This is a genomic window from uncultured Agrobacterium sp., from assembly GCF_913777885.1.
Classification (GTDB): domain Bacteria; phylum Pseudomonadota; class Alphaproteobacteria; order Rhizobiales; family Rhizobiaceae; genus Agrobacterium.
On sequence record NZ_CAJYTV010000007.1, the window covers coordinates 1 to 20,318 of the forward strand.

The following is a 20,318-nucleotide window of genomic DNA, read 5'->3' on the forward strand; positions in this document are numbered from 1 at the left end:
CCTAAGGCCTTCATCACTCACGCGGCATGGCTGGATCAGGCTTGCGCCCATTGTCCAATATTCCCCACTGCTGCCTCCCGTAGGAGTTTGGGCCGTGTCTCAGTCCCAATGTGGCTGATCATCCTCTCAGACCAGCTATGGATCGTCGCCTTGGTAGGCCTTTACCCCACCAACTAGCTAATCCAACGCGGGCCAATCCTTCCCCGATAAATCTTTCCCCCGTAGGGCGTATACGGTATTAATTCCAGTTTCCCAGAGCTATTCCGTAGAAAAGGGTATGTTCCCACGCGTTACTCACCCGTCTGCCACTCCCCTTGCGGGGCGTTCGACTTGCATGTGTTAAGCCTGCCGCCAGCGTTCGTTCTGAGCCAGGATCAAACTCTCAAGTTGAGAATTCAATCTTAACTAAATCACGTCGTTCTGAATCGACGAGAACTCACACCCATTACAATCGCATATCCATGCGCTCATAATGAGGTGTATTCTCTCATAAAACGTGACCGTCAAAGTCTATTCCAGAAACCCCAGATTACTCCAGGATCCCGCAAGCCTCGCCGCCCACGTTTCTCTTTCTTCTCATATTCAATTGTCAAAAAACAGACACCAATCAAGTGTCAAAAAATCAAACCCCTCAAGTCAACCTCGACCCAAGAGCAACAAGCATTAGCTCATCTTTTCCGATTTTCTCTAGAACAAAGGACTTCGTCGCCAGCAGCGCCGCCGCCCTCGTCAGTGAGCGGACTTATAAGAGAACACCCCCAAACAAGTCAACACACGTTTTTCATAAATCTGTCGTTTTTCTATAAGTGTATGTAATTAATGGTGTTTTTCGAACTGTCAGATGTTGGCGACTTTGGCCTGCCTCTCGTCGCTGTTGAACAAACCGCACAGCTCATCAGAAAGGCGTTGCATTCGCCATCTTTACCCGTTGTCTCAAGCGCCTCTGCATCGGCTGGTCGAAGTATCGCGTTAGAACCCACGCAAAGACGGTCGCGAATGCAGTGAAGAGCAACCCCGCAGGGTAGGCGATCCATCCGATTCCTGACCAAGGCATGAGGAAAGCAGCCCATGCAAGCAGCGGAATGTGGAGCACATAGAGACCATAGGACGCTGTGCCGAGAAATGCGGAAACCGCTGCAAGCCAGCCATCCGGCGCTATCTTGCTGGCAACCGTCAGCAGCACAGGCCAGACCAGGAAGACGACGAAGAGATCGAAGAAGGGGCGGACATCCTTCGTGATCGGAAGGAAGAGGATCAGGCAGACCAGCGCCAGGCACAGAAGAGCCAGGTACTGATGAATGATCTGCGCACCGCTGTGATAGCGATAGATCATCACGCCGACGAAGAAGGAAAAGAACACGCGGGCCATCCCGGCATACATTTCATGCCAGCGAAAACCTGCGTGCAATTTGCCGAATTCGATGGCGGCAATCACTAGACCCACAGCGGCGACTGAGATGATGATCGCCAACGCGCCGCTTTTCCAGCGCGCACCCCACCTTGCGTAGATGACGTTGGCCACAAGTTCATTGAACAGGGACCATGCGGGGCTTACCAGAAAGAGCGCACCGTTGAGCGTGAGGGTGAATGGCGCAGGCAGGAAGAGAATACTTGTAAGCAAAGCGAAAGCCAGCTCACCGAGGCTGATCTTTCTGTGCAAGTCATCAACCGGGGTCGGCAGATCAAGCGCGGAGAGGCACACGAAGAAGGCGGCCATCATCGTCAGTGCGATGATGTAGAGCGGGTAGAGTCTGTAGAAGCGGGCCTTCATGAAGGTGAAGGTGGAAATCTTGCCGGTGCGCAATCTTTCGCCGTAGGCATGCGCAAGAACGAAGCCACTCAGGGCGAAGAACAGATCGACGGCAAGATAGCTGGATGCATCTGGACGTCCGAAAAAGAATTCGGCGTGACGGTGAACGATCGCGACCGCCGCGACGCCTCGAATCCCATCAAGTAAAACGAAGCGCTCGGGCTGAGGGGTCGTGATCATCAAAACTCACAGAGGTCAATCAGGCACGCAAACGCGTAAGCCGCTCTCCGGTTCATCTGGCTAATCAAAATTTCAGACAATGAGGCCGCGGGCCGCGACCGGCCAGACTTCCGGCTCAGACATCCCTTGGCTGATTACCGTCAAGCTATCGACCAGGTTGGTAACGACGCAGGCGTGGTTCGGGACAATACGAAGCTTATCGCCGACTTTGAGCCCGATCGCTCCTTCGGTCACGAGGCGCCCATGCTCCTCTGACAACTGATCGATGGTAATGTCCTCACGGCCAAGCACATGGCCATAGCCAGTGAGCCCCAAAAGATCCGAAGTCAGCGCCTTCGAGCCAGCATCAATAATTGCGCGGTTTTCTGCCGGGACCGAAACAACAGTTGCAATCACGTTCAAGGCGCATTCGTCCCAGCCACAGACGCCGCGGCTCACAAGCGACCGATCGTTATAGACATACGTTCCGGGACGATATTCCGTAACAACCGGTGCCTTGGCCGCATGCATCATCGACGGCGTGCCGCCAGAGGTGATCACAGGAACCGCAATGCCTTTGTCTTCGATCAGTCGCTTGGCGTCTGTCATAAAGTTTTGGACATTCGCCTCGCCCGAAGGCGCTGGATAGGTCATCAATCCGCCGAATACCAAGCCCGGTGCTTGATCGATGATCGCAGCCAGTTCGGCGGCGGCTTCGGTCGTTGACACGCCGCAGCGATTCGCGCCGGTATCGCACTCGACCAGAACGTTCAGCGGTGCGTCGCTGTCAGCAAAGGTTCGCGACAGACCCTGGACAACGTCGGCACTATCGGCAACGACCGACAGGCGAACCTTACATGCCAGCGCGCGAAGTTGCTTCAATTTGGTAGAGCCAAGAATGTTATAGGTGATGAGAACGTCCTTGATCGCAACGCTTCCAGCAACCATAGCCTCGGCTTCCGACACCTTCTGACAGGTGATGCCGACCGCCCCGGCGGCAAGCTGCATTTCCGCAACAGCCGGCAGCTTGTGCGTTTTGATATGCGGCCTCACCTTCAGCCCGTGGGTATCGGCATAGTTCTGAAAACGGGAGATATTCTCCTTGGCGATGTCAAGGTCCACGACAACGGCGGGCGTGTTGAGTGCGGCAATCTGCTGGTCGGATAAGGGCATGACATCCTCGAAGGCAACTCTGGTTGGGCGGCGGGACGCTATATCCCTTTTTCTCCCATTGCTACAGGAAGATGGAGAAATAGCGCCCGTAATCAGTCTACACCGAGCGGGCCTCGAACGCTTGTCGTCACGCCACCGCCGCCTCGCGCTCGGCAACCAAAGCAAACACATCCTTGGCGGCAAACAGACCATTCAACGCGGCTGGAAATCCGGCATAGACCGCCATCTGCATGATGATTTCGGTAATCTCGTCACGCGAGAGCCCGACATTCAGACCCGCTTCGATGTGCACCTTCAACTGTGGCGCGGCATTGCCCATGGCTGTTAGTGCGGCGATGGTTGCGATTTCCCTTGCCTTGGTATTGAGTCCAGGCCTGCTGTAGACGTCGCCGAAGGGAAATTCGAGCAGGTAGGTGGCAAAGTCGGGCGCGATGTCGGCGAGCGCCGCCACCACCTTTTCTCCGGCCTCCCCGTCAATCTCCGCGAGTGCGCGCTTGCCCCTTTCCAGGCGAGTTTCGTTTGGGATTTTGTGTGACTGCGTCATCATCCGTCATCCTCTGATTTTCGCCGGCATATCCGGCTATCTTCTGGTCGAGGACGAGGAGGCACTGCTGGAGTTCGGCAACCCGATCACGAACCTCGTCGCGATGCGCTTCCAGCATCGCCTGCCGTTCAGGCCCGGTAGCACCACCCTGCTTTCGCAAAGCGGCATAGCGCAGCATATCCCTGATCGGCATTCCGGTCGTTTTCAGCCTTCCGAGAAATTCGATCCAGACAAGAATGTCGGGATCGTAATCGCGTCTGCTCGAGCGGTCACGATCGGCATAGGGTAAAAGCCCGATCCGCTCGTAATAGCGGATCGTGTAGGCCGAAAGGCCAGAACGTTTTGCCAGTTCACCGATCTTCATGAGCACCTCTTCGTCACAACGCAGAGGAAGCTACAAGTTAGAGCGCACTCTAGGTCAATAGCTGAACGGACCTTTAGAGCAAAATAGCTGAAAGGATGCCAAAGGGGTTTGCCTGCGTCATCGCCATCATCATTGCGGCATGAGGATTTGCAGCTTCACATCGGTTTCGCGGGCTTCCACCGCGCGGTCGAAACCGGAGATGCTGTCGTCGAAGGGGATGGTGGCTGAGATCAGCGGCTTCAGATCGACCTTGCCGGAACCGATCAGCGCGAGCGCCCGGTCATAGACGTTGGCGTAACGGAAGACAGTCTCGACACGCAGTTCCTTGGCCTGCAATCCCACGATATCCACCGGCACCGGATCGACCGGCATGCCGACAAGCACGACGGCACCGCCAGGACGCGCGAGCTTCGCCATCCCGAGAATGGCAGGAGCCGCACCAGAGCATTCAAATACGATATCGCAGCCCCAACCGTCCGTCGCTTTAGAGACTGCATCCGGCAGGGATGTCTCGCGGATATTCACCGTCTCGATACCATCGTAGGCGCCGATGATATCAAGTTTGGGCTGAGCGAGATCGGCAACAATGACCTTGGCGCAACCGCCTGCAAGTGCTGCAAGCGCAACCATCATACCAATCGGACCCGCCCCCGTGACGACCGCTACATCGCCCGGCTGAATCCGTGCCCGAAGCGCTGCCTGCATGCCAATGGCGAAGGGCTCGACCATGGCGCCTTCGCCGAAGGAAACATTATCGGGCAGTTTGTAAGTAAAGGCGGCCGGATGGATAACTTCCGGCGTCAGGCAACCGTGGACCGGCGGCGTTGCCCAGAAGGTCACAGCCGGATCGACATTGTAAATGCCGAGTTTGGCCGCACGTGACGTAGGGTCGGGAATGCCGGGCTCCATGCAGACGCGGTCTCCGACTTTGAGATGCGTGACGTCTGAGCCAACCTCGCAGATAGTGCCGGCCGCCTCGTGGCCGAGCACCATCGGCGCGTTGACGACGAAATGACCGATCTTTCCATGGGTGTAATAATGCACGTCCGATCCGCAAATGCCGACGGTGTGGGTGCGGATTTTCACATCTTTCGGACCGAGTGTAGCGGGAATGTCGAAATCGCGAAGCGACAGCTTTCCCTTTTCCTCCAGAACCAGCGCCTTCATAGTTTCCTCCTTAAACATCCAAGATGTGACACACGTTTATGAGAAGGTGATGAAACGTCAGGCTGCGGAAAGCAACCCCTTCATTGCACCATGATTCTTTTCGGGAGACGAGTGTTTCTGCTGGCCGCGACAGTGTCCAGGCGGAGCCTCAGGCGGGTTGTAAAAAATGCAGCACAGAGGTGTTGAAAGCGTCTGGCGCCGTGACGTTGATGGCGTGGCCACCAAAGTCAACGAGCTGCAGTTGACTGTTTGGCAAACCCTCTGCGAGACGTATCGACCGTGTGTAGGGAACCAGAAGATCATCGCGCGTGGCAATAACCAGCGTTTCTACCTCTACATCTTGCAGGCGGAGATCGATATCGAAAGCGCGCAACGCTGCGATACGGCGTAGGACATTGGCGCGGCCCTGAAAATGCTCGATCGCGTGTCGCTCCTCGGCTTCCAGCCGTTCGGCATTCTCCGACATCCACACCGCCGGATAAAGGAACAGAGGCTGTGCCTTGACGAAGGCCGTAACGCCCGATTTTTCCAGAAGCTCGATGCGTACGTCAAAGCAACGTCCGGAATGCGGATCGGCCTTGCTCCAAGCGTTGATCAAAACGAGCTTCCCAATTATCCCAGGCTTGCGAAGGGCGATATCAAGGCCGATCAGGCCGCCCAAGGCATGCCCCATGAAATCGAAGCGAGTGAGCCCCAGTTCCTCTGTAATCTCCAGCACGTCATCGGCCATGGCTGCGATCCCGCCATCATCTGGCACTTCGCCTCCGGTTCGCCCACAACCGCGATGATCGTAGGTGACGACCCGATAGTCGTTCGATAGCGCCACAAGCTGCGGCGCCCAGTAACTTGCGGAACCGCCGAGGCCCGACGACAGGATAATCGTCGGGGCGTCGGCATCCTGTCTTCCATGCAGATCGAAGTGCATCGCGTTTACGGCTTGCCGATATGAGCGACGGTTGCGATTTCAACCAAGGCGTCCGGCTTCACCAGACCGCATTGAATGCAGTAGCGGGCCGGCTTATCGCCCGGAAAATACTCGGCATAGACGGCATTGACCGCCTGATAATTGGCCCAGTCGGTGATGAAGATGTGGTTCATCGTTACGTCTTCCATCGTGCCGCCCGCGGTCTCGATCACCGACTTGATTGTCTCCAGCACATGGCGGGTCTGGGCGCTTGCATCACCCAAATGGACGACGTCGTTGTTCTTGTCGAATGGCAGCGTTCCAGACACGTACACAATCCCATCTGCCAGCGTACCGGGAGAAAAGGGTGCGATTGGCTTCGATGTGCCTTCGGGAACGATGATCTTTTTCGGCATGAGATGGTCCTTCTTCCTTCAGGAATTGGCAGGTGCTGCCTGGCTGATGGCACCGCAGAAATCATTGACGGTCGCCACCCATCCGAAAAACTTTTCGACGTTGTAGACGGTCGCCTGTTGAATGAAATCCGGGCCGAGGTGATGGGTGGCGTCTTCAAGCATGACGCCGAAATATTCGAGATGGAAGGCGTCGCGAAGCGAGCTTTCGACGCAGACATTCGTGGCGATGCCGACGAAGACGAGGTTGCGGATGCCTCGGGCTCGCAGGATGCTATCCATTTGGGTGTTGAAAAATCCGCTATAGCGGGTCTTGGGCACCAGAATATCGCCGGGCTTCGGCTGAAGCTCGTCGACGATTGCGTAATCCCAGGTGCCTTTTGCAAGCAGCTTGCCCTGCGCGTCCGGATTGGCTCGCATATATTTCAGCGCGTTGGATTTATGCCAGTTCGGCGAGCCCGGACCGCCAGCCTCGACATAATCCTTGTCCCAACCATTTTGGAAGTAGACCACCTGCACACCGGCAGTACGTGCCGCATCCAGCGTCTTGCGGATATTGTCGATGGTGCCTTTGGAGCCGGAAATGTCGAAGCCCGCAAGATCCACGTAGCCGCCTTCTGTGGAGTAGGCATTCTGCATATCGACGACGACGACGGCGGTTTCTTCGGGCTTCAGCGTGATCGGCTCTGGTCGCGCCGGCAATGTCACGCTTTTGCTGTGAACGGCGGGCGCTTGATATCCTGTTGTCATGGTGCTCATTCTGCCGCCTCAAGAAGGGGCTTGATGTGTTTGCGGCACGCCATCAGTGGCTGGATCTTGGTGCCGAAATCTTCGACGCCTTTGACGAAATCATCGAAAGTCAACAGCACACCGCCCGTTCCAGGCACAGTCGGAACCTCATCCAGAAGCCGTGCCACGGTTTCATAGGAGCCGACGAGCGTTCCCATATTGATATTGACGGCGGAAACGGGGTCGGCCATCTGCCGCACATTGGTGTCCGAGCCAGATTTCGTGTCGGCCGCACCCTGCACGCCAAGCCACTTGATGGCCTCCTGGTCGGCACCGGCTTTATAATGCTCCCACTTGGCGCGTGCAGCCTCGTCCGTCTCATCCGCAATGACCATGAAGAGAACGAAGGATGAAACGTCGCGTCCGGTCTTCGCGGTCGCTTCCCTCAGTCTCTCGGCGGCGGGCGCAAATGCGGTCGGCGTATTGACGCCAACACCGAAACAGAAATTATAATCGGCATATTTCGCCGAGAACTCCATGCCGGCATTGGACGAACCGGCACAGATGACCTTCATATCGGCCTGCGGCTGCGGCGAGAGGCGGCAATCATCCATCTGAAAGAAATCGCCCTTGAAGTCGCTCTGCCCCTTTTCCCACAATTCGCGCAGGATCGTGGCGTATTCAGCGAGATAGGCATAGCGCTTGCCGAAATACTCGTCGCCCGGCCACATTCCCATCTGCGAATATTCCGGCCGTTGCCATCCGGTGACGAGGTTGATGCCGAAGCGTCCGTTGGAAATGCTGTCTATCGTGGATGCCATTCTCGCGACGATGGCCGGCGGCATGACGAGCGAGGCGGCTGTGGCAAAAAGCTTGATGCGTGTGGTGACGGCGGCGAGGCCTGCCATCAGCGTGAAGGACTCCAGATTATGATCCCAGAACTCGGTCTTCCCCCCAAAGCCGCGAAGCTTGATCATCGACAAGGCGAAATCGAAACCGTATTTCTCAGCCTTGAGGGTAATCTCTTTATTCAGCTCGAAGCTAGGCTTGTACTGCGGCGCGTTCTCCGACAACAGCCAGCCATTATTTCCAATCGGGATAAAGACTCCAACTTCCATGAATATGCCTTTCTTCGAACGGTACCGATAATGCTCTGTGACTTGCATACCGAGGCGGCCATTGCTGCAAAACAGCTTCAAGCCTCGGCGGATCGACTATTTCGACGGCAGTTTGTTTTTGAGTCTTATCATCCCTCTCGCGCTGAAATCGATCAAAAAAATAGCGGTCCGATCGTTTGCTCGCGAAATAAGCAAATCGATCGGAATGGATGCTCACCCGACTGAACGCAAAGATCAACTAAAAATTTTGCATGCTTGCGTAACGGGATTATCGCTTGCAAGACAGACGCGTTCGACGCAGGAGAGACTGCCGTTTCTCGTCGTCGATGATGGCGAGGAGCAGCAGGCAAAGCTGCAGCCTGCGTTCATCAACAAGCTGGATGTAAGCTCCAGCGGACCGCCCATGGCGATACGGCCCCGGCATCTAAGGAGCCAAGACTGAAAAACGTTTCGCCCGCTGCTAGGTCGGCTTCCTTCTTACCGGTCTTTCCAGAAAGATTGGCAATCAGGCGCAGCCTTGCTCCATCCCGCATTCCCCACTCCGCGGCAACAACGCCATCGCTGACGTCGTAGCGCGTCGTCTCTGGAATAATGTCCTTTAGCAATGGTACAATGTGCCTTTTGCGTAGCTCGACAAGCGTTTGGTAGAAACTGAGCAAGTTGCGACCCTCAGCATCTTCCCGCTTCGACCAGTCGAGCTTGCTGGCTATAAAAGTCTCTCTCGCAGTGGGATCAGGCAGATCATCACCATCGAAGCCTGGCAGACGAGACAGCTCTTCGCGTCGACCATCCCTCACTTTCTGATTCAAGTCTTCGTTGAAGTCGCAGAAGTAGCGGAAGGGATCGCACGAACCCCACTCCTCGCCCATGAACAACATGGGGATTTGCGGCGCGAGCAGATAGATTGCGGTGATCGCTTTCAATGACGCTTGCGGAGCATATGCCTGCATCCTGTCGCCAAGCGCCCGGTTGCCGATCTGATCATGATTTTGAATGAAGGAGATGAAGGCTGTCGGCGGAAGATGCGCGCTCGGCTTACCCCGCTCCTCGTCACGATAAGGCATATGCTCGCCCTGAAATGCAAAGCCCTCTGCAAGAGCGCGGCCAATCTTGTCATCGTCGCCGGAATAGGCCTTGTAGTAACCGAAGGTTTCACCCGTCGCTGCGATGTGAAGCACGTGGTGAATGTCGTCGTTCCACTGCGCCGTGAAGCGCTCCGGCCGGCCCTGTCGATCCCTACTGAGCAGATCGCTGTCATTGTCTTCGTTTTCGACAATGAGGTGGATATGGCGGTCGGGTGCTGCAGCAAGGACACGACGCGCTAGCTCTGTCAGCAAGTGTTCGTCGTTATCATCGACGATCGCATGCACGGCATCCAAGCGTAAGCCGTCGAAGCGGAACTGCGTGATCCAGTAGATGGAGTTTTGAATGATGAATTCGCGTATATGCTCGGACTGTTCGTCATCGTAATTCACGCCCTGCCCCCAAGGGTTTTCGTGCCGCGCGGAAAAAAGTGGCGCGTAGTTGGGCATGTAATTGCCCTCCGGGCCAAAGTGATTATAGACGACATCCAGGAAGACACAGAGCCCGCGCTCATGGGCGGCATCGATAAGCGCCATCAGGTCTTCGGGTCGTCCGTAGCTGCTGTCCGGAGCATAGAGCATTACGCCATCATAACCCCAATTGTAGCCGCCCGGAAAATCTGCGACGGGCATAATCTGGATTGCCGTCACTCCGAGATCACGCAGGTGATCGAGGTGCGCTATCGCTCCCTGGAAATTCCCCTCATCGCTAAAGGTGCCGACATGGAGTTCGTATATGATCATCTCCTCCCACGGCCGGCCCCGCCATTCCTCACCGTTCCACCCATAGGCTGAGAGATCGACGACCTCGCTTGGCCCATGCACATCACGCGGCTGGTAGCGCGATGCGGGGTCAGGAACTTCCAGTCCATCCGGCATCGTAAAGCTGTAGCGAACGGTCTTGCCGGTTTTCGGCTTGCGCAGGCGATGCCAGCCGTCCTCGTCACGTTTCATCACTTCCGGCGCCTGACCTTCAATACGGAGAAGCACTTTGTCCTGCAGTGGCGCCCATAGGCGAAATTCGATGTCTTGATCGGAAATGGCTGGACCGAAGTCGAATGTGTGAACCATCGGAAACCTCATGAGAATGTGTGCAATGCAACGAACATTCGCGGATGCGAAAAGTTCACGAGTAGCCACGAAAATCCGCAGCGACGTTTTTGCCCGGGGAAAGCGCAATGACGGGTGGAACCACTCTAGCTCACATGCAGTTTGCGCAACGCTCTCAAGACGCCATCATGTCCGGACCCACGATGTCATCTATCGGTCCTTCGCCCAGATTCAACAGGCCAGCTTTTCCGGCCAACTCGACGGGATTGTCGTATGAAATTTCCGACCGCCACCTATCGCCTGCAGTTCCGCAACGGTATGACTTTCGACAGGGCACGCGACCTCGTTCCTTACCTCAAGCAACTCGGGATCAGTCACCTTTACGCGTCGCCGATTTTTACCGCGACGTCTCAGTCCACGCATGGCTATGACGTTACCGACGCAAACGAAATCGATCCCGCGATTGGCGGTCGTGGGGGATTCGACCGCATGGCAGAGGCACTGAAAGAGGCCGGGCTTGGCCTCATTCTGGATATCGTACCCAACCATATGGCCGCGTCGCTCGAAACGCCCTGGTGGAAGGACGTCATCGAGCACGGCAAGGAAAGCCGTTACGCACACCATTTCGATATCGACTGGTCCCGACGTTTAACGTTGCCTGTTCTCGGCGACGACTTCGAGGTGGTGCTCGAGGCAGGCGATCTCGCCATCAAGCCCGATCCTGAGACAGGCAAGCCCGCCTTTGCATATTTCGATGCCTTCTATCCGCTGAACCCCTCGACATATGACGGGCGCGGTACGGAGATTTTGGAAACGTCGGATAAGGCTGCGCTGGCGCAACTGCATGACCAACAGCCCTACCGACTGATGTCGTGGCGCGATGCCGCGCACGACCTGTCATATCGACGCTTTTTCGAGGTGACGGGACTTGCTGGCGTTCGGGTCGAAGATGAGGCCATCTTCGAAGACAGTCATCGTTTGATTCTGGAATTGGTGCGTGACGGGGCAGTACAAGGCCTTCGCATCGACCACATCGACGGTCTGGCAGACCCTAAAGGTTATCTCGACAGGTTACATCGGGCTGCCGGACAGGACTGTTATATCGTGGTGGAAAAGATCCTGGGCGCAAGCGAGCAGCTTCCTGCCGATTGGCCGGTGTCCGGCACGACCGGCTACGAGTTCATCGCCGCCCTCAGCAATGCCTTGGTCGATGGACAGAAAATTGAAGCCCTGCAATCTGCCTATCAAGACCTTGTGGAAGAACATCCCGACGCGAAGGCGCAGCTGCGCGCGGCAAAGCTCTTGATGACCGGCAGAAATTTCGAGGGTGAGGTGTCGGTGCTCGTAGGCTTGGCAGCCAAAATCGCCGAGGACGCCGGATGTCCACTACCTGAAAGCGACCTGAAGGCTGCACTCAGCGAAATCCTGATCGCCTTCCCAGTCTACCGCACTTACGGAACTCCCGAGGGTATGCGCGCGGATGACAAGGCCCTTCTGGACCATGTCATCGAAACTATCACGGGCTCTGATCACACAGTGTCAACCGAGGCGCTTGCCTTGATTACCGGCATCCTCAAAGGCGATGTTCCCAATTCTTCGATGCAGGGCTCGGTCACTTTCTGCACCAAGTTCCAGCAGTTGACCGGGCCGATCATGGCAAAGTCGGTCGAGGATACACTGTTTTTCCGCAACAACATGCTGCTCGGGTTGAACGAGGTGGGCGCCGAACCGATACGACCGGATTTTTCCCTCGATCACTTTCATCGGGAGATGCAGGTGCGCAAAGAGCGCCAGCCGTTTGGTATTTCCGGGACGTCCACGCATGACACGAAACGCGGGGAAGATGCCAGAACGCGCCTCTATGCCATTTCGGAGGCTCCTCACATCTGGAGTGAAGCTGTCGCAGACTGGCGCGCAATCAATTCCAAAGCCGTTCGCGAACTTCCGGACGGTCCGGCCCCGGAGCCGGAAGTAGAGTGGATGATCTACCAGGCACTCGCCGGCGTGCTCTCGCCGAATTTCAACACACAGGACGAAAAGGCGGTCGAGGAACTGAAAAAGCGCTTCCTGACCTATCTTGAAAAGGCGCTGCGCGAAGCCAAACTGAGGACCGATTGGGGGGATTCCCGCGAGGAGTATGAGGAAGCGGTTCTTGGCTACGCATCGCACCTCTTCTCTTCCTACAACAAAGATTTCCTTGGATACTTCAAGAAGACGATCAAACCGTTCCTGGAGGCCGGGCTTGCCAACAGCCTCGCCCAGACGATCATCAAACTTATGGCGCCTGGCATCCCGGATATCTATCAGGGAAGCGAGGGGTTCGATTTCAGTCTGGTCGATCCGGACAATCGGCGCGAGCCGGATTATGAAACCCTGTCGAAACGACTGGCAACAGCCCAAAAGCCGGACGCAGACGATATCTCTGTCTGGCACGATGGTTCGCTCAAGCAGTATGTCACAGCCACATTGCTGGACCTTCGTAAATCGACGCCCGATCTCTTCAATGAAGGTGACTATCTGCCAGTAAAGCCACAAGGTTCATCGGCAGCGCATGTGATCGCCTTTGCGCGGATGCATGCCGATGAGGCGGTCCTTGTCGTCCTTGCGCGCTTCACGCTTGACCGTGACGGCGTCCAAGTTCTCCCACCAAGGCTGGCCGAAGTGACGCTTGAGATGCCGAACGGGCTGCGAGACAGACGCCTCCATGATGTTTGGACGGGCGAGGAAATTGAAACGAGTGACGTTCTAGACCTAGCCGGCGCGGATAAGGCTTACCCATTTCTCGTCCTGAAGACGCTCCGGTAAACCACGCCAACGTCCTGCTCATTTCACGGCTCCGGCCCATTCGGGCCTGAGCCGCTCGCTCTCCAGTACCTCATTGCAGCAAAAACGACCGAAATTCTTATTTTGCTAAAATACTCAAAATCGGGGAATTCGACCTTGATCACAAACGGTTGAGCTCTCAGAAGGGATGGACGCGTGCAAACGCGTATGAGGAGATCCCCCAATGGCCAGAGTGACCAGTCCCGGCTTCACCCCCGAAGTCACCACATTTTCCATCATCGCAGCTGCAAGTTTCTGCCATATGCTGAACGACATCATGCAGTCGCTGCTGACCTCGCTTTATCCGCTCCTGAAAGCCAATTACGCGCTCGACTTCGGACAGATCGGGCTCCTGACATTCGCCTTCCAGGTGACGGCGTCGCTATTGCAACCGGCTGTCGGCGTTGCGACCGATAAGTGGCCCATGCCGTTTTCGCTTCCCGCAGCGATGCTCTCTACCTGTACCGGCCTGATCACGCTCGCCTATGCCCATAGTTTCCCCATACTGGTCCTCGGCGCCTGCCTCATCGGCGTAGGATCGGCGATCTTTCATCCCGAAGCATCCCGCGTCGCGCGGGTGGCGTCCGGCGGACGCCATGGTCTGGCGCAGTCTTTCTTCCAGGTGGGCGGGAATACAGGTACGGCAATCGGACCGCTGCTGGCAGCTTTCATCGTCATCCCGAGAGGACAAGAGGTTCTCAGTTGGTTCTCGATTATCGCCTTGACCGGCTTCGTCATCCTCTCATGGGTCAGCGTCTGGTATAGTCGTCACAGGCGAAGTGCGGCCGGTAAACGCCCGGTCAGCCGTGAATTGCCGCTACCGCGAAACAAGGTGCTGATGACACTTGCCGTGCTTGTTGTTTTGACCGCGACAAAGAACGCGTATCTCGCCAGTATTTCGAGCTACTTCACCTTCTTCACCATCGAAAAGTTCGGCCTGACGGTGCAGAATGCGCAAATTCTGCTTTTCCTTTTCCTCGGCGCTTCTGCGGCAGGCGTGTTCTTCGGTGGGCCGATCGGAGATCGCTTCGGCTCGCGTGTCGTGATCTGGTTCTCGATCCTCGGCGTCATCCCGTTCGCGCTTATCCTGCCCTATGCCAATCTCTTCTGGACGGCGGTTCTGGTGGTCGTGATCGGCTTCATCTTCTCGTCCGCCTTCTCCGCCATCGTGGTGTTTGCGCAGGAATTGGTGCCAGGGCGTGTCGGACTGATCGCCGGCATGTTTTTCGGCTTCGCGTTCGGTTTTGGTGGCATCGGTGCGGCGGTTCTCGGCGTGTTTGCCGATCGTCAGGGCATCGAGTTTGTCTACCACGTCTGCTCGTACCTGCCGCTGTTGGGCCTGCTGACGGTCCTCTTGCCGAAACTGCCTGGCCGCCGCATCTGAAAGAAAGACGCGTCCGATCATCCAAGAGGGGAAGGCGGAAGCTTTCCCCTTTTCTTCTTCCCGATGATTGTAACCGTCAAGCAGCGCGGTTTCACAATAAAACCAAATCGCTATCTCGAGTTTCATGCGTATGCCGGCGTAAAACTCGCGCGATTTCATGGTTAATATTGTGTTGAAGACCTGTTTTTGTTTGTTTGCCTCCTTGCCGTTCCCTTGTCAGTGCAGGATTTGCCTGCAATGAAGCTGTAGGGGCCTGACTATGCGGGGACATGGATGACGACAATCACGGAAGCGAATATCAGGCTCGGCATGATTCTGGCTGACGCTGAAGCACGGCGGACGTACGTCAGCTCCGAGAAGCTGGAGAGCAGAGACCTCCTGCCATCGAGCATTGACGCCGCCATGGCGGTCCAGGCACTCGCAGTCGGGACGATCGGCAAGGAGGTTGCCGGCTGGAAGCTTGGCTCCAACAACAGCCGTCCGGTCGCCGCTCCCCTGCTCGATCTTTATGACGAGGTCCAGGACAGCATGCTCGCCGTGCCGAAGCCTGGCGCGCTGGGCGTGGAAATCGAGATCTGCTTCGTTCTGGCCGATGATCTGCCTGCTCTGCCAATCGGCAAAACCTACACGCGCGAAACGATCCTGAAAGCTGTCTCGTCCGTCCATATTGGCGCAGAGCTTGTCAGCTATCGCCTGACTGAAGAAAACAGGGTGCCGTTCCCCCTGTTTCTGGCCGACCGGCTCGGGAACCATTCCTTCGTCATGGGACCGCCGATCGATTCATCCCTGGTAGACGCTTTTGCCAGACAGGATTTGGGATTGCCGCCACTGATTGTTGAAACGGAGGAGGATGTCCTTTTCGCCGCCGTGCCAACTCATCCACAGACCGATCCGCTGGCACCTCTTGTCGCTTACGCCAATGCGCCGAACGACCATCTCGGCGGTCTCAAGCGCGGCCAGGTCGTGACCACCGGCAGTCTCTGCGGCATGATCCGTCTGGGAGGCGCCACGCAGGTGAAAGCCAGATGGGACACGATCGCGAAAATGGAAATTCAGCTCACCCCATGACTGGCTGATCCCATGGAGGGATCAGCCTCGCTTTCGAAACAGGCTTGGTTTTGAAGCGTGTCGCGATCTTTCAGATTCGCTTCCTCACGCTTTAAGGCCTCGTTTCGTCGCATGTCGAGATCGTAAAACCGTACAACATTTTTGAGCGGGCCAAGCTTTAGCAGCCGTGCGTCTTGAGCCTACCACAGCTTCACGTGGCGGTTGACATCCTTGTAAAGAAGGTAGCGGAAACGTCCAGGCCCGCCAGCATAACACGCCTGAGGGCAAAATGCCCGCAGCCACATGAAATCGCCCGCCTCGACTTCGACCCAATCCTTGTTGAGCCGGTAGACGGCCTTGCCTTCCAAAACGAAAAGACCATGCTCCATCACATGGGTTTCCATGAAGGGAATGATGGCGCCCGGCTCGAAGGTAACGATGTTGAGATGCATGTCGTAGCGGCCATCAGCCGGATCGATGAACCGCGTCGTTGCCCACTTACCCTCCGTATCGGGCATCGCTGACATCTCATGCTCATCCTCATGGGTGAAAATGGCAGGAGGCAATTCAAGGCCTTCGACCTTGTCAAACACCTTGCGCACCCAATGAAACTTTGCGGCGACCTCGCCCGTCGCCCGCAGCGACCACTTGCTTCCCGCGGGGATATAGGCAAACGAACCGGATCGCAGCTCGTGGTCTTCGCCTTGAAGCGTGATGGTCAATTCGCCCTCGACCACGAAGATCGCAGCCTGTGCGCGTGCGTCTGGCTCAGGCCTCTCGCTGCCTCCGCCCGGCTGCACTTCCATGATATACTGCGCGAATGTCTCCGAAAATCCGGTCATAGGACGCGAGATAATCCAGGCGCGCGTCTCGCTCCAGTGGGGCAGCACGCTGGTGACGATATCGGACATGACCCGTTTTGGAATGACCGCATAGGCTTCAGTAAAGACCGCCTTGCTGGACAGCAGCTCGGTCTGCCCTGGCAGACCGCCAAAATCGGAGTAGTAACGCTTCTTGTCCATTATGCACCCCACATCGGCAAATTGAAATCAGGCGAGAAGCTTTAAAACGTTTCGCGGATGGTGGGAATCCACCACGAGCGGAAAACATGGTGTCCCCACATCTTCCGCACTGAGGCAAGGACAGCTTATCGTTTCCTGATGATGCCATAAACGATGTTCCGGTTCTGACCGTAAAATACCTCGCTATCGCCTGCCGATGGGGAAACGCTGGCGTTGATGATCCTCCACATATCCGCGCTGTTGCGAAGGAGAAGCGCCCAGTTCATGAAGGACTCCATATAGCCGTCCACTGCGATCTCTTCTGCAAAGTTTGCAAAGAGGAAGGTGCCCCCGGGCTTTAACATATCGAGGCATCGTTTAGTCAGCTTGATGGCGACCTTCTCCGTCAAGTAGTCGTAGAGCCCTGCGGCGTAAACGAAGTCGAAGCATCCGAGGTCGTGCGAGCGCAAAAGAATGTCCTTGACCGATCCGTCGACCGCTTCCACGCAGGAGCCTGCAAAGTCACGCGCAATGGAACCGACGCTCAACGGGTCCTGATCGAGGGCGACCCAACGCTTGATCCGCCTTTCCGCTAGTGCCCTTGAGCCGTTCGCCTCCCGTAGATGGCCAGCAGCAATTGTCAGTATCTCCGTTTCAGGCGCATGTTTTTCCGCGACCTCATCCACATAGCGCGTGAGGATGTCACGCCGCTCCCTTACGGCAACGGAGGACGAGGCATTGCGTGTATAATCGTAAAGGGCAGCGCCAAGGGGAGATGCGCTGGCGATGTGGCAGGCCACACTTTCATGCCCGTAGATGAAATCGAGAAGTTGCGCGTCTCCTGAGTAGCCGCGAGGCTTATCGAAGGACCACCGAGTAAAGGGATCTTCCAGAAAGCAATCGGCGACGGGGTGCTGCTGGATAATGGGCAGAAGGCTTGACCACACTCTATAGTCGTAATTTCTGCGTAATTGATGAAGCCTATCTGCAACCGCGTGTATTATCGTGGCAGGGGCGGTTCCGCCAAGAAACTGTTGTTGTGCCAGGTTGAGAATAAGTGCCACTTCTGCTTCTGCAACGGAAAGATCCCGGAGCAAATGACTACTATTTTGCGTCAGCAATTCCTTATATACTGCATCCGGCGTGACCAAGCTTTGTCCGTCCAACGACATGCCATTGTTGCGAGCCACCAGTTATTCCCCTTCCAAACTATTGTTAAAACAGAATAATTTATCAAAATGCCCGCTCGGCACGGATGATTGACGATCCAGGCAAGAGGAACTCGTTTCTAGGCCTTAACCATTAATGTATGACTAATGACTAAAACTAGATTGTTAGGATTCAAAGAAAGTTAATCGGAATGCGGGTAGGCTTATAAAGCTAGTACATCTCCTTCTCTGGCTGAGAATGGAGCGTAGCGCAGGTCGCGATGCTGATAGAGAATAGTATTATAGGGGCAAGAATGATCACTTGCCCAAAAACAATGCAACTTTTAGGAATGTGCATGAAGCACAGTTTGGCACAGGGTTTCGAGCCCGACCTGCAGACGGATGCATCTCGCAATCGGTCCGATGCGGCTGTGCGGCAACAATTCTTTGCCGATACGGACGTCACACGCCGGCGAGCGATACGGCGGGGTCTTTGGGTTGCCGTTCTCATTTATCTGCTGTTCTCGCTGACCGATATTCTGCTCGTTCCTGACGTTTCCATCCACACAACATTTGCGCGCTTCGTCGTCGGCATCGCTGCCCTGTTGGCACTTGAATTGCAGGTCAGGGCGGGAACCAGAGCGGACTTCATGGACCTTACCTGCGCGGTGGCACTGGTATGCGGCTATCTCGGCTGGCTGTTGCCAGCCATGATGACGAGCTACGCCACCAACATGTCCTACTACATGGTATTCGGCGCCATCTTCATGATGGGCGCGAACCTGTTCTTCACGTTCAATTTTGCTCTCTCTCTCGTGGCGTCCGGTGTGGTGCTGTGCATCTACTTCGGCGCTTTGAACTATCTGCATGAAGATATTTACTACCGGATCGCTTTCGGTACGTTCTATCTCGCCTGCTTCAGCTTTACCTCTTACGTCAATTGGCGCCTCAATCGCGAGCGCGCACGCGTTCTCCTCAGCGCTGTCGAGGCAAAAATTCGTCAGCGTGAAGCGGAAGAGCGGGGAGAAGCACTGTTAAGGCTTTCCAATACCGACCCGATGACGGGCGTTGCAAACCGCCGCGCCGTCGATGCGCAGCTGCGTCTCCTCTGGAGCGACTGGACAACGTCGAAGCGAAACTTCGCAGTTTTCCTGATCGACGTCGATTTCTTCAAAAAGTATAACGACTACTATGGCCACCAGGAGGGAGATCGTTGTCTCGTTCAGGTAGCTCGTGCCCTTCAACTGGCGGTCAGCGATCGCGATGCGTTGATAGGGCGTTACGGCGGCGAAGAGTTCATTGCACTGCTGCGCTTCAACACGCGACAGGAAGTGGATAAGGTTGCGGAGCTGCTTCGTCGCGCGGTGGAGGATCTTTGCCTCGCTCACGAACGGCGTCGAGACGGCACCTCCGTCATCACCGTCAGTGTTGGCGTGTCCTTCACACGTCCAGCTCCCGAGCATAAATTGGAACGCTTGATCTATGAGGCAGACCGGGCGCTCTATCTCGCCAAGGAAAGCGGGCGCAACAGGATCAAGCTGTTCGACCCTGACGATCCGCTGACGAGCGACGACACCGAAAATGTTGCGGCCCTTCTGGATATAGCCATTCAGCAGAACCTCGTTTCACTCGTCTACCAGCCGATCCGAAGCCTCGCCAACGATCGCGTCCAGGCGGCAGAAGCATTGATGCGCCTGCGGCTGCTGGACGGAACACTGGTTCCGCCCAGTATCTTCATTCCCATCGCTGAGCGGATAGGCAAGATAACCGATCTCGGCCTCTGGGCAATCCGTACGGCCTGCCAGCAGATGCTACAAACCGGCAAGGTTCAGGTCGTCAGCGTCAACGTGTCACCCATCCAACTGAAACGGCCGGGCTTTGCCACGTCGGTGGCTGCCATTCTAGGCGAGCTTGGCATTGGAGGCGGACAACTCGCGCTGGAAATCACCGAAGGCCTGGAGATGGACATGGATTCCGATGTCCTGCGCTGCATCAGCGATCTGAGGATGCTCGGCATCAAGATATGGCTGGACGACTTCGGCACCGGTTTTGCGGGGCTCTCCTGGCTGCGACTGATCGAATTCGATACCGTCAAGATCGATAAGTCATTTCTGCATGACGGCACGAGTCTGCGCGGTAAAGCCATGCTCAAGGATATTATCGGCCTGATCCGCAACCGCGGCCCAAAGATCCTCGTCGAGGGCGTCGAAACAGTCGAACAACTTCACTTGATGCAGCAATTCAAGATCGACCATGTTCAAGGCTACTTCGTCGGTCGCCCGGTTTCCGCCGAGGCGTTCGAGGTATCAAGAGCGAACGGCGTAAAGGGCATGCGCTGAAGTATCCGCGTCGACCAAGCGGCGCTTCCTGAAAATCCCTGTCTCGGCGGCTTTACACTTCCA

16 protein-coding genes and 1 rRNA gene are annotated in these 20,318 nt (G+C 56.1%); 4 read left to right on the top strand and 13 right to left on the bottom strand.

Features of this window, described 5'->3' with window-relative positions; genetic code table 11:
• The 11 genes from QZ869_RS05130 to treZ all read right to left on the bottom strand — a co-directional run.
• A 16S ribosomal RNA gene (locus tag QZ869_RS05130) occupies window positions 1-390 on the bottom strand; the annotation flags it as partial.
• Between the two features lie 505 nt (window positions 391-895).
• A complete protein-coding gene (locus QZ869_RS05135) occupies window positions 896-1,990 on the bottom strand; it encodes an acyltransferase (RefSeq protein WP_296102985.1) in 1,095 nt (364 codons plus the stop codon).
• 72 nt (window positions 1,991-2,062) lie between these two features.
• Entirely contained in the window at window positions 2,063-3,142 is a 1,080-nt protein-coding gene (locus tag QZ869_RS05140) for a D-TA family PLP-dependent enzyme (RefSeq protein WP_296102988.1), read from the bottom strand.
• A gap of 127 nt (window positions 3,143-3,269) precedes the next feature.
• The gene (locus QZ869_RS05145; protein WP_296103121.1) at window positions 3,270-3,686 is read right to left on the bottom strand and encodes a carboxymuconolactone decarboxylase family protein; all 417 of its coding nucleotides are present in this window, start codon (window positions 3,684-3,686) and stop codon (window positions 3,270-3,272) included.
• A complete protein-coding gene (locus QZ869_RS05150; RefSeq protein WP_296013844.1) occupies window positions 3,616-4,050 on the bottom strand; it encodes a MerR family transcriptional regulator in 435 nt (144 codons plus the stop codon). The genes QZ869_RS05145 and QZ869_RS05150 overlap by 71 nt, the downstream gene beginning before the upstream one ends.
• Window positions 4,051-4,179: 129 nt before the next feature.
• Window positions 4,180-5,217, bottom strand: coding sequence for an NAD(P)-dependent alcohol dehydrogenase (locus QZ869_RS05155; RefSeq protein ID WP_296102991.1), 1,038 nt, complete (start codon window positions 5,215-5,217; stop codon window positions 4,180-4,182).
• A 148-nt stretch (window positions 5,218-5,365) separates the two neighbouring features.
• On the bottom strand, window positions 5,366-6,142 hold the full coding sequence (gene rutD, locus QZ869_RS05160; RefSeq protein ID WP_296102994.1) for a pyrimidine utilization protein D: 777 nt from the start codon (window positions 6,140-6,142) through the stop codon (window positions 5,366-5,368).
• Between the two features lie 5 nt (window positions 6,143-6,147).
• Window positions 6,148-6,537: a pyrimidine utilization protein C gene (gene rutC, locus QZ869_RS05165; protein WP_296102997.1), complete on the bottom strand. Its 390-nt coding sequence runs from the start codon at window positions 6,535-6,537 to the stop codon at window positions 6,148-6,150.
• A gap of 18 nt (window positions 6,538-6,555) precedes the next feature.
• Window positions 6,556-7,293 (bottom strand): pyrimidine utilization protein B, encoded by a 738-nt coding sequence (rutB, locus tag QZ869_RS05170; RefSeq protein ID WP_296103000.1) that lies wholly within the window; start codon window positions 7,291-7,293, stop codon window positions 6,556-6,558.
• The gene (gene rutA, locus QZ869_RS05175; RefSeq protein ID WP_296103002.1) at window positions 7,290-8,381 is read right to left on the bottom strand and encodes a pyrimidine utilization protein A; all 1,092 of its coding nucleotides are present in this window, start codon (window positions 8,379-8,381) and stop codon (window positions 7,290-7,292) included. Before rutA ends, rutB begins: the two co-directional genes overlap by 4 nt.
• A gap of 368 nt (window positions 8,382-8,749) precedes the next feature.
• Window positions 8,750-10,534, bottom strand: a complete 1,785-nt coding sequence (treZ, locus tag QZ869_RS05180) for a malto-oligosyltrehalose trehalohydrolase (RefSeq protein WP_367115311.1) — start codon at window positions 10,532-10,534, stop codon at window positions 8,750-8,752.
• A 252-nt stretch (window positions 10,535-10,786) separates the two neighbouring features.
• Between treZ and treY the strand changes: the two genes are divergently transcribed.
• The 3 genes from treY to QZ869_RS05195 all read left to right on the top strand — a co-directional run bounded on the left by treY (window position 10,787) and on the right by QZ869_RS05195 (window position 15,788).
• A complete protein-coding gene (treY, locus tag QZ869_RS05185; protein ID WP_296103005.1) occupies window positions 10,787-13,318 on the top strand; it encodes a malto-oligosyltrehalose synthase in 2,532 nt (843 codons plus the stop codon).
• 202 nt (window positions 13,319-13,520) lie between these two features.
• A complete protein-coding gene (locus tag QZ869_RS05190; protein ID WP_296013856.1) occupies window positions 13,521-14,720 on the top strand; it encodes an MFS transporter in 1,200 nt (399 codons plus the stop codon).
• Between the two features lie 273 nt (window positions 14,721-14,993).
• Window positions 14,994-15,788, top strand: a complete 795-nt coding sequence (locus QZ869_RS05195; protein WP_296103007.1) for a 2-keto-4-pentenoate hydratase — start codon at window positions 14,994-14,996, stop codon at window positions 15,786-15,788.
• Between the two features lie 179 nt (window positions 15,789-15,967).
• Here QZ869_RS05195 and QZ869_RS05200 read toward each other — a convergent pair whose 3' ends face one another.
• Window positions 15,968-16,789: a bifunctional allantoicase/(S)-ureidoglycine aminohydrolase gene (locus tag QZ869_RS05200; RefSeq protein ID WP_296038316.1), complete on the bottom strand. Its 822-nt coding sequence runs from the start codon at window positions 16,787-16,789 to the stop codon at window positions 15,968-15,970.
• A gap of 125 nt (window positions 16,790-16,914) precedes the next feature.
• Complete coding sequence (locus QZ869_RS05205) at window positions 16,915-17,940, bottom strand: class I SAM-dependent methyltransferase (protein WP_296103124.1); 1,026 nt, start codon at window positions 17,938-17,940, stop codon at window positions 16,915-16,917.
• Between the two features lie 332 nt (window positions 17,941-18,272).
• Here QZ869_RS05205 and QZ869_RS05210 point away from each other — a divergent pair, with 332 nt between their 5' ends.
• Entirely contained in the window at window positions 18,273-20,255 is a 1,983-nt protein-coding gene (locus QZ869_RS05210; RefSeq protein ID WP_296103010.1) for a GGDEF and EAL domain-containing protein, read from the top strand.
• Window positions 20,256-20,318: the final 63 nt, after the last annotated feature.

Excerpts from the sequence above, each read along its gene's own strand:
- QZ869_RS05135 (WP_296102985.1), bottom strand. The coding sequence starts at position 1,990 with ATGATCACGACCCCTCAGCCCGAGCGCTTCGTTTTACTTGATGGGATT.
- QZ869_RS05140 (WP_296102988.1), bottom strand. The coding sequence starts at position 3,142 with ATGCCCTTATCCGACCAGCAGATTGCCGCACTCAACACGCCCGCCGTT.
- QZ869_RS05145 (WP_296103121.1), bottom strand. The coding sequence starts at position 3,686 with ATGACGCAGTCACACAAAATCCCAAACGAAACTCGCCTGGAAAGGGGC.
- QZ869_RS05150 (WP_296013844.1), bottom strand. The coding sequence starts at position 4,050 with ATGAAGATCGGTGAACTGGCAAAACGTTCTGGCCTTTCGGCCTACACG.
- QZ869_RS05155 (WP_296102991.1), bottom strand. The coding sequence starts at position 5,217 with ATGAAGGCGCTGGTTCTGGAGGAAAAGGGAAAGCTGTCGCTTCGCGAT.
- rutD (WP_296102994.1), bottom strand. The coding sequence starts at position 6,142 with ATGCACTTCGATCTGCATGGAAGACAGGATGCCGACGCCCCGACGATT.
- rutC (WP_296102997.1), bottom strand. The coding sequence starts at position 6,537 with ATGCCGAAAAAGATCATCGTTCCCGAAGGCACATCGAAGCCAATCGCA.
- rutB (WP_296103000.1), bottom strand. The coding sequence starts at position 7,293 with ATGAGCACCATGACAACAGGATATCAAGCGCCCGCCGTTCACAGCAAA.
- rutA (WP_296103002.1), bottom strand. The coding sequence starts at position 8,381 with ATGGAAGTTGGAGTCTTTATCCCGATTGGAAATAATGGCTGGCTGTTG.
- treZ (WP_367115311.1), bottom strand. The coding sequence starts at position 10,534 with ATGGTTCACACATTCGACTTCGGTCCAGCCATTTCCGATCAAGACATC.
- treY (WP_296103005.1), top strand. The coding sequence starts at position 10,787 with ATGAAATTTCCGACCGCCACCTATCGCCTGCAGTTCCGCAACGGTATG.
- QZ869_RS05190 (WP_296013856.1), top strand. The coding sequence starts at position 13,521 with ATGGCCAGAGTGACCAGTCCCGGCTTCACCCCCGAAGTCACCACATTT.
- QZ869_RS05195 (WP_296103007.1), top strand. The coding sequence starts at position 14,994 with ATGACGACAATCACGGAAGCGAATATCAGGCTCGGCATGATTCTGGCT.
- QZ869_RS05200 (WP_296038316.1), bottom strand. The coding sequence starts at position 16,789 with ATGGACAAGAAGCGTTACTACTCCGATTTTGGCGGTCTGCCAGGGCAG.
- QZ869_RS05205 (WP_296103124.1), bottom strand. The coding sequence starts at position 17,940 with ATGTCGTTGGACGGACAAAGCTTGGTCACGCCGGATGCAGTATATAAG.
- QZ869_RS05210 (WP_296103010.1), top strand. The coding sequence starts at position 18,273 with ATGAAGCACAGTTTGGCACAGGGTTTCGAGCCCGACCTGCAGACGGAT.